This window comes from Chitinivibrionales bacterium (assembly GCA_014728215.1).
Lineage (GTDB): Bacteria > Fibrobacterota > Chitinivibrionia > Chitinivibrionales > WJKA01 > WJKA01.
The window spans coordinates 1-10077 of record WJLZ01000148.1 but is presented as its reverse complement, the minus strand read 5'-3'; the positions used below and the strand labels follow the sequence as shown (position 1 = coordinate 10077).

The 10077-nt window shown below is 46.3% G+C and carries 9 protein-coding genes; all 9 read right to left on the bottom strand.

Annotation, left to right across the window (positions count from 1 at the left end):
• Window positions 1–117: 117 nt before the first annotated feature.
• Window positions 118–1869, bottom strand: coding sequence for a hypothetical protein (locus GF401_12790; GenBank protein ID MBD3345932.1), 1752 nt, complete (start codon window positions 1867–1869; stop codon window positions 118–120).
• An 18-nt stretch (window positions 1870–1887) separates the two neighbouring features.
• Entirely contained in the window at window positions 1888–3438 is a 1551-nt protein-coding gene (locus GF401_12785; protein ID MBD3345931.1) for an MBOAT family protein, read from the bottom strand.
• An 81-nt stretch (window positions 3439–3519) separates the two neighbouring features.
• The gene (locus GF401_12780; protein ID MBD3345930.1) at window positions 3520–3984 is read right to left on the bottom strand and encodes a hypothetical protein; all 465 of its coding nucleotides are present in this window, start codon (window positions 3982–3984) and stop codon (window positions 3520–3522) included.
• A gap of 123 nt (window positions 3985–4107) precedes the next feature.
• On the bottom strand, window positions 4108–5025 hold the full coding sequence (locus tag GF401_12775) for an NAD-dependent epimerase/dehydratase family protein (protein ID MBD3345929.1): 918 nt from the start codon (window positions 5023–5025) through the stop codon (window positions 4108–4110).
• Between the two features lie 54 nt (window positions 5026–5079).
• On the bottom strand, window positions 5080–5814 hold the full coding sequence (locus GF401_12770; protein ID MBD3345928.1) for a glycosyltransferase: 735 nt from the start codon (window positions 5812–5814) through the stop codon (window positions 5080–5082).
• A complete protein-coding gene (locus GF401_12765; protein MBD3345927.1) occupies window positions 5796–6890 on the bottom strand; it encodes a bifunctional UDP-4-keto-pentose/UDP-xylose synthase in 1095 nt (364 codons plus the stop codon). The genes GF401_12770 and GF401_12765 overlap by 19 nt, the downstream gene beginning before the upstream one ends.
• A gap of 13 nt (window positions 6891–6903) precedes the next feature.
• Window positions 6904–7341, bottom strand: a complete 438-nt coding sequence (locus GF401_12760; protein MBD3345926.1) for a hypothetical protein — start codon at window positions 7339–7341, stop codon at window positions 6904–6906.
• A gap of 18 nt (window positions 7342–7359) precedes the next feature.
• Window positions 7360–8538: a hypothetical protein gene (locus GF401_12755; GenBank protein MBD3345925.1), complete on the bottom strand. Its 1179-nt coding sequence runs from the start codon at window positions 8536–8538 to the stop codon at window positions 7360–7362.
• A 32-nt stretch (window positions 8539–8570) separates the two neighbouring features.
• Entirely contained in the window at window positions 8571–9824 is a 1254-nt protein-coding gene (locus GF401_12750) for a hypothetical protein (protein ID MBD3345924.1), read from the bottom strand.
• Between the last annotated feature and the right edge of the window lie 253 nt (window positions 9825–10077).

The following is a 10077-nucleotide window of genomic DNA, read 5'->3' as shown; positions in this document are numbered from 1 at the left end:
TTTTCCTGTCGAATTTCGGCGTAAGTTCTTTATAGGGATAGGCTAATGCAGCGGTTACGTATGCGGCTGCACAAACTATACATAAAATTTTCCGAATGTTCATACTCTGTCCTTTCCTTACAGTTCAACCTTTTTCCATCCGTGAGCACCGAACCGAAAATCACGCTCAACAAACTCCCAGATGACAAGTTTTTTATTTTTCAGGAGATTTCGTTTTCTCGAAAGGGTTTCCCGCACCAGGGTGGATGCTCCGCCGTCGTTGACAATCGTGGCCAGTGGCTGAGATAATTCTTTGGCAAGATGGGCTATCCATCCTGCAGAACGGGGAGCATCGGTCTGATAGATCCGGGAGAAACTGTCACCCAGAAGCAGTATGTCTGAGTTCCGGTAATCATCGCGGTACAACCGCCGGGATATTTCATTACCTTCTTCATCACGGCGGATCTCAAATACCTGATAGCATTTTGTCGGTTCGGTCGGGAACTGGAGCCGCAACTCTTTTAGCGGAAAATCGGGCAGGGTAGTCATCGTGCCCACATCACCAACCCGTTCGACAATAAGGCTGTCAACAACATACTCTTTCGTACCCGGGTCATACCAGGGATACTCTTTCACCCGTTGGGCAACAATGTCCGACGCCAGCAAAAGCGCCCGGGATTTCCAGTGCGTATCCTTTGCCAAGTACAGGGAATCCCCCACAAGAGTATCCCGTTTACGCTCTTCGGCAAAGGGAGTAAATAAATCGACAACATCGACGTCCTTCTTTCGAAGCACTTTGATCAAATCGAGGGAGTGAGTCACTTTCCCCGCCATTTCAGGCCCGAATTCATCAGACAGAAGATCGGGATATATCGACGGTTTTCCGGGAACAATCACGACCAAAAGGTCAATTCCTTTTTCGGCAAGTTGATCTCTGAATGTAACGATCTCTTTAACGGGATCATCCCTTAAAATCACCGGAGAGGGGTCGATAATATTGGTTGTCGTATCAGGCAGGGATCGCTTGTCACGAATATGCGGATAGGTAAGATAATCGAACCCTGGTTTGTAAAAAAACCATCCTTTTTTCCCCAGAATCGCCTTGGAGCCCAGGTCGTGTAAAAGGGTATACCGTACAAACTGCATTGGTGGTCGGAGTGTATTGGCAAAAACAGAGGTCTCTTCAATTTCGCCTTCATAGGCACGGAGATATTTCCGGCTCATCCAGGTATGCTTGAAAAAAGTCTCCAGTGCAAGCAAAGGGATCTCGTAAGCCTTGACCGGATCGTATTTTTCTCTTTCTTCCCTTACCATTGCGACAACTTTTTCGCGCTTCTTCAGGATTGCCGGAATGTCTTCTTCATCGTATACAAGGTTATAGAGTTCATCGGTGGCCCTAACGATCTTTTCCGCCGCAACGACCGGCGTTGCCAGTGTATCCATGGATATGTGACGGTTTATCTTGATGATATTCTTTTTGATATCCTGAGCAAGAAACAGCGCTTCCTCAGCCCGTTCATCGGCTGTGGAATAGTCCCATTCAACCGGTTCGCTGTCGATTTCTTCATCAGCACCTTCATCATCGGGATACCTGCTGTTCAATGAATCAAGCGTTGCCTGCTGCTCGGTCTGTTTTCGTTTTGCTTCTGCAATTACCTGTACGCCTTTTTCAAGCTCCATTTCAACCGTATCGAGCTTGGCCGTCAGTTCGGTAAACAGGCTGTCGATTGTATTGGCCCGCTTAACGGGGACCACGAAGGTATCTTTGAAAATATCAAAAAACTGGATGGTTTCCCCTCGTTTCTTTTCCACGAGACCCTGGACAACCCCGACGCTGTAGATCATCACCAGAAACACGCTGACAAAGAGTAATTCACCTTTTTTCGACATTATTAGGTACTCCTCAAATTAGAACTGGAAATAGAGAAAGGGGTTAAATGATTGGGTAAACATCGATATGGCAGCAAAAATAAGCAGAGCAGCCAGAGCGACATATTTGGCTGGAGCCAGTCGTGAAGTCCATTCATGGGCCTGAATCGGCTGCCAGACAAAAAATCCGCAGAGCAGCAGTTCGACCATATGGTTTGCACGCAGCATTTCTGTCTGGAGTAATGCCGCGGCCGGTGCGGCTTTCACAAATCCCAACATGGAGCCCCAGTAATGGAACGCCTGGTCCATCGATGAAGCTCTGAATGCAACCCATGTAAATATGATGATAATATTGGTTATCACGATTTTCGGAATAAGGGGTAACTTGTCGTAAATCGGCTTTCGGCCCATGGTCCTTTCCCAGATGAGTAACGCCCCATGGAGCACCCCCCAGATAATGAAAGTCATTTTTGCGCCGTGCCACACACCACAGAGAAACATGGCAATGGCGAGATTATAGTAGGTCCGGCGCAGTCCCTTGCGGTTTCCGCCCAAACCAATGTAGAGATAGTCTCGAATCCAGGTAGAAAGTGAAATATGCCAGCGGTTCCAGAAATCGGATATACTCAGCGCACGATAAGGGGCGTTAAAGTTTTTAATAAACTCAAAGCCCACCATACGACCCAGTCCGACCGCCATGTCGGAATAACCGCAAAAATCAAAATAGATCTGAAAATGATATCCCAACGCGCCCAGCCAGGACCCGAGTACACCCGGAGCATCGGACTGAAAGGCCATATCGGCCATCATTCCGGCCGGGTTGGCAAGAAGAATTTTTTTGGCAAAACCGGCAGTGAAGATAGCAAGGCCACTCGCAAAGCGGTGAAGCGTGTGCCGACGGGTTGCGAGCTGTTCTGCGACCGTATTATAACGAATAATCGGTCCGGCAATGAGCTGGGGGAACAGCGCAACAAAGCACGAGAATGTCCGCATGTCTTTTACCGGTGGTGCATCACCGCGCCACACATCGATCGTGTAACTCATGGTCTGGAAGGTATAAAATGAGATACCAATCGGCAAGGTAATACTCATTATATGAAAGAGATTGGAGTCGGCACCGAATATCATTGCAAGCTTGTTGACCCCGTTCATGACAAACATATAATACTTGAAAAAGCCCAGAAGACCAAGATTGACAATCATGGAAACGACGAGCGCGGTATTTTTAATCAGTTTCGCCCGCCGCTCATCATTTTTTACCATCAGATTATAGAACCAGCCGACCCCGAGGAAAAAAGGATAGAAGATATTGACCGCGCCGAATTCGTCTTTGGCATCCTGTGATGACATCCGTCGCGGATCGACCTTCTCGGGCGTCGCAATGGCCCTCCCGCACGCATAGTCCACAATCGTTGAAATCCACATGAGGACCACAAACCAGGGCTCGAACCATCCATAGAAGAAGTAACTGGCCAGAGTTATCCATAAATTCACCCAGCTGATATTGAGCCGGGAATACACAAGTACGTAGTATACGAGAAGAAATAGGGGAAGAAAATAAAAAAGAAAGTAGTGCGACGAGAAAACCATTCGCTGCGTTTCCTTTCGAAGATAAGAATGGAATATTGGACCGCCGCCCTGCTTTTGCAGAGCGGCCGGCGCCGAAATCGCTTATTTCAGCTTTTCCGCCTTGAGTGCATAGTACTTGTCGTCCTGGGTGTCAAAGTATTCATCCTCAAGAGCTTCCTGCCATACCTTGTCAATCGGTTTTATAAGCGTGAGTTTATGCTTGGCGCCTTCCTCGAACTTTTCAACATTACCATCAACATATTTATCCATTTTGTCGCTGACCTGTTTGCGGGGGATCAGAGGATTGTAATGTCCCACCAGGATTTCTTTATCGTCATAGCTTCCCTTAAGGACTTCAGTAACCCGGTATTTCATGATGTATACATAATTATAAAGGTCGTTGGGCGGAAAAGCACCGGGAATTTCTACCACCCGGGCTTCAACTACCAGGGTATCGTTGGCCTTCTCCTTTGTCTTTTCTTTTGCTGCTCCCTCTTCTGCAACCGACACAACCATGATAGCACTTGCCGCAATGATGGTCATTCCGATAGATAACAGGTGTCTCATACAAACCTCCAAGAAAGAAATGTTTTTAGTCCATTTGTATTCTATATGCTATAAAATAGTTTTAGTGTTTCTGAAATAATGCATATTTTTCGTTGAAACCCGATTTCATTAATCTTTCAGCTTTTATACGGTCCTAGGAAAGCATTCCGGTAATTTTTCGGTTACCTTTACCGGATTATAGCCTAAATCCCTCCGGGCCTCGTCAGGATCAAGATCGGCATCCTGTGTCATGCCGGCGATGACCTGCCAACGGAGTGGTGGACGGCTCATAACCACGTTCATGCCCGCTGCGATTATTTTGCACAACCAGACGGGCAGACGAACAATTGGTTTATGCTCCGAACCAAGAAGTTTCAGACAAAAACGGGCAAAATCCAGAATGGAAATCGCCTCGCCACCGCTGAAATTATAAATCTTCCCATAGGCTTCTTTGCGGCCGCAGAGCGCTGATAAACCGAAAATAATATCATCAACAAAAACAGGACGTTTGAGAGCTTTGCCCGATCCGATAAATGGTATTATCGGAAATTTATTCAGATAATCGAGGAAAGCATCGAATTCCTCGGCGCCTTTCCCCTTATCATACACAAGCGTAGGACGGATTATCGTATAATTGCAGCCCGATTGCATAACGATTTCCTCGCACCGTCTCTTTGATAAAGAATACGTGGTCGGTTTCGGATATATTATCGATGCCGATGAAATATAGACAAAGTGCTCAACACCCGATTTCTGCGATTCCCGGAGAATATTCTCCGTTCCTTTCACATTGATTTTCTCAAAGAGCGATTCATCCCAGGCAATGATGATTGCCGCAAGATGATAAACCGTTGTTATACCGTCACATAGATTTTTTAACGTTTCGGGTTTGGTAATATCCCCATACCTGATATCGACCTCATACCCTTCAAGCCTGGAAACAAAGGGATCGTCGGGCAGAGTGAGAACCCGGCATTTTTTTCCGGAAGCCGCCAGTTTTTTAACCAGCACACTTCCCATAACCCCTGTACCGCCGGTGATGAGGATCATACTGTTTTTCATCCCTCTTAATCGTTCCTGTAATCATTAATCATTTGATGAGATAAACGATTATGATTAACGTTTTTTATACATACCCATCATATACTTCCCCATCACCCCCAGCACTCTGAATCCATACCCGATCGGATTCAAATGTGAAATTTCATCGGCATAGCGGGTGGGGATAGGGATTTCTCCGATTTTCAAACCCAGCGACCGGGCGCTTGCGATGACCTCCAGATCGAAATCAAAGCTTGCACTCAAACGGGAAAAGGGAATTCTGTCCAACGCAGTTCTTCCGTAACATAAATACCCGCTGTGGTAATCGGTCATATGCATAGTAAATACCAGGTTTTCAAAGAACGTCAATGTCCTGTTGGCCACAAACTTGTACAATGGCATCCCGCCCGATAGTGCGGTCCTTGAAGCGATCCGCGATCCCTGTACAAGATCATACCTTTCCTCGACTATTTTCCGCATAAACTGCGGTAGAAGCTCAGGGGCATACTGACCGTCGGCGTGAAGGCAGGCTGCCACCCGGCAGGAGCCTTCTTTACAGAGGAGGAGACCTTTCTCCACCGCCCGTCCATAGCCGCGATTTTTATCAAAGTGAACCGGCCGTATCTGCGGTATCTCCTTTGACAAATGATCGATACACTCCCGCGTTGCATCGGTCGAACCGTCGTTAATTATCCAGAACGAGCCCAGGTCTTTCCATATATCATCGGGGACCCGCTCCACGACACTCCTGATATGCGATGCCGCATTATATGCGGGCATGAATATGTCAATCAACCTGCTTCCCGACATCGGGTATCACGACCATACTGTTCTATATACGACATAATTGTTTTTCTCAATGCCGTATCGAGTTCTGTTTTCGGCTGCCATCCGGTGCATTCCCGGATTTTCGTGATATCCGGCACCCGACGGTCGGAATCTTCATACCCTTCACCGTAAAATTCTTTCGACGACACCGCTGTTATCTGAAAATCGGAAGAATTAAACTCCCGACGAAAGGAGGTATAGATATCCACCATCCGCCGTGCCAGGTCGGCAATACTGATCTCGTTTGAGGGATGACCTACATTGAAAATTTCACCCTGCGACCGCTCCGGACTCTTTAAAATCGCCATCATCGCATCCACCGCATCATCGATATAGGTAAAGACCCGTTTGTTCAATCCCCCGTCCACAAGTTTGAGCGGTTTGTGAAAAAGAAGAGCATCCATAAAACAGGCGATGACCCGCGGCACCCCCTCGCCGTCAATGCCGGGAATATAATCCATCCGGGGACCGATAAAATTAAAGGGCCGGATGATTGTATACTTGAGATCCTTCTCGAACCCATACGCATAGATAACCCGCTCGAGCAACTGTTTTGCACAGGCATAACTCCACCGCTGTGCAGGGACCGGCCCCATAATAAGCGGCGTAGAGTCCTCATTCAGCATGTAGTTATCAGGATGGTCCTTTGCAAAATTACAGTTGGAAAATCCGGCAAGCGTCCGGCCATATACCTCACTGGTGGAAAAATGGATCAGCCATTTCCCCATCTCATTGCACATCCTGAGCAACTCGTAAGGACGGGCAAAATTGATATCGATCACTTCAAGCGGAATCGTGTTGTACAATGATGGATTACAAAGCGCAACAAGCGATATGACAATGTCGCTTTTATCAACATACTCCCGCACCGCCTCTGTGTCGTACACGTTGACATTAACAAATGTCAAGCGCTTGTTTGCGAGCAGGTGCTCGATTTTCGATGACTGTATATCGATCCCGTACACGTTCCACTTCGTGGTGGAAAGGATACGCTGCAGCAGGTGGGAACCGATAAAACCGCCGCAGCCGAGTATACAGATTGTGGGTACTGCCGCCATTTGAAAATGTATTCTACTCGTTAATTACAAAAGGGGCATCGCTGAAATCCTGGACGGTTGCATCATAATCGGTAGCACGGATAAAACATTCCGATCCGGCATATTCGCTTGTTATTTTCCAGGTATAGGTATTATTGGGTATATCAACCGGATACCCGTCACTTTCGCCTTCAGTGCCGATTTCAATCCAGTCAATGCCGCCATTGTTGCTGAAAAATAATCGTGCCTGATTATAAGGCCAGTTATCAGGAATACAAAACTGTACCTGTACATAATCACCAACCGAATAGGTTTCGCCGCCATTTGGACACAAAACGGTGATTTCACTTACATCAGGACACGTTCCGCTACATTTTATGACCTCCGGCCCGGTCGGATCTTCTTCTTTGCACTTCATTGAAATTAATGACAGCCCGATCGTCGCAATCAAACAGATTTTTAAAAGCTTCATCAAAAACCTCCTTCAGGTTTAAAACATTGTCGATTTAACACCAACTGTTATAGTCCACTGGTTAAAGAAATCACTCCAGTCGGGGCGGTCCCATTGTTCATAGGTCGATTTTGCCAGATCATGGATGGGCAAGCCAAGTGCAAAGAACCAGGGATATTTATGATCGCCAACTTCCACGCCGTAATTAAGCGTTGCACTCCATGCCTGATGGTCGGGGTCTTTACGCGGGTTGTAAATCATTTCGCTTTCATTGGCAGGAGTAACTTCATTGGGAACCCATGCAACACCAAAGGGAACGTTAAAAGTTATTCCCCACGAATGCATCCAGCCTTCAACTTCCTTATACCCGTAGTATACACTTAAATTAACACTTGGCGGCGTATAACCACCAAGATCATTTTCGCCATATGGTTTAAAGGTATAATAAAAACGGTCCTGAATATCGCTTTCAGCGCTGTCCTCATAGGATTTATATTTCGTAAAATATTTATCCATAAATTCATTTTCCTGCGAAAAAAGCTTCATGTTGAATGGGTGGCTGTAGGTAAGGTCAAACAGCCAGATTCCTTTTTCGGTGTCTTTGATAAAGCCAAGCAAGAGTGATGCATTGTACAAGCCGGTTCCCTTTTGAAGGCTTGTCGGTAAGATCGTCTTTCCGGCATCGCTTCCTCTTTTGATATCATACTGACCGGTCGGAAGCGTAAGTGCCAGACCGAATGAATATTGGCCTTCCATTCCAAAAGATTGCGTCACATCCAGCCCGAGATCGCCATACCCACCGGTAATTGCATATTCGGGTTCATATAAAGTTGTAGGCTGCACTTCTCCGATCTTTGACAGAATAGGCATCTGGACTGCAACGGTTGTCGACCACCGAGGCTTCATACTGAACCGCGGTGTCAGGCTGTAATTAAAAAAGTTTTGCCCGATACTGTTGCTGTAGAGGATCTGGACATCAACCAATCCCCCGGTCACACCTTTTCCGACCCATTTTGCGGCAGCACCGCCGCCGCCGGAACCACCAGCGCCGCATCCACCGATACCCGCCCAGGGAGTCAGTTTCGGGAGTAAATCACCTGCTGCCTGACTGATATGTTTTTGCTTTTGAGCAATAAATGCCGAAAGCATAAAACTTGCAGCGATTATTGCAGTAACAAAAAAGACTTTCCAATTGAAATCATTGCTGTTTTTTTTCATGATTATGCCCTCTCTCGAATATTGCAGATCTATTATAATTTATACAGATAAGTATATTGATATCCTGTACTGAAAAAACGTCCGTCCCGTGACAACCCGCCTTTGAAAGGAAAATCGCCTAGTTCAAAAAGCATTCCAAGTGATGCGATCCAGGTCCCGTAATTGTTTTGGGAAGCTTCTGCTAATTTTTCGAAATCAACAGCCTGAATAAAGGTTGATCCAATTGAACCATCGTTCGTGTTATCGTTGAGCTCACTGGGGAGCGGCCCACCTCGATCGGTGTATACAATATAAAGAGCACTGTCGACAGGATCTTTCCACCAGTGCGGTTCAGCGCCTACTGAGGCAATCCGGATAGGTTTTGAACCTTCTGCAAGCTCCTGAATATAGGCTTCATTGGTCTCGGCCCCATTTCCTATTTTGCAATTATACGCTACCCAGTTACCATCAGGAGAAATGAGCGGGCTTTCGCAAATCCACTGCGGTCCCTTTCCGGCAGGGCGCTCCAACTGTCGCAACTGCGGGGCAGCTTCACTGTAGTCGATATAAAAGATAGATATGCCTGAAGCCGTCCCTTTACAAAAAGTGATCTTTACGGTGTCGGTACCGAAATACTGGTTTATAGTTGTTTTATCAACCATCCCTGATGAATCATCATTTGCGCTGAATGTTGTATTGGAAAGTGTCGCAGTTGCTGAAAAATCGGGCGCCGGAATCGTGGCCGGATCCGGGAGCCAGATATGCGGAGTTGAGTAATCCTTAAGCATGTCTTCATTGAATTTAAGCACGCTTTTATCGGAAATTCTTACCACCATGCCGTCCCACTTAAGGCTGAAATCGGAGCCTAAAAATGCGATATAATCCGGGTGCGTGCACCATTCGGGGTCCTGGACTTCAGAACCATTTACAAAATCAGGTTTTCTGAGATACCAGACAACGGTATTAGTGGAATCACTTATCGTTATTCTTTCATGCGGAATACTTGCCTTGTCAGGATAATTATCCCTGAATGTTTTCGGGTAATTTGTGTTATTGGGATCGGGAAACCTCACATCAAAAGGCCCCTGCAAATTCAGCCAGGCCATGCATCCAGGAAAATACTGCTGGTTCTGAGTGATTGACGGATTGCATGTTTGAGTTCCAGGATTAATTGGAACAATCCGGGCCGATAAATCAACTACTGTTCCCGGAGGTGGTCCCTGGAGCTCGGGCTCATAGGGATAATCGCATCCTCCAATAATCAAACCCACAATCAAACCAAAGACAATCTTTTTGCACACATTCATACACATCTCCTGTTAAAATTAATTCCTTAACCCCTTAAACACAGAAAAAGGGCCTACGTATACTTCACGGCCCCTTATACATCTTACATATCAATAATATAACTTATAAACGGATAAATATCACTATCGCCACTGCCATTTAGGGAGATAGAAATAGTAGATATTAAGATAATAAATGGCGGAAGAATTGAAAAGAAAAAGTAAAAAGTTTACGACACTAAATCCGCATCTCCGGTGGAGTACACAAGCAGTG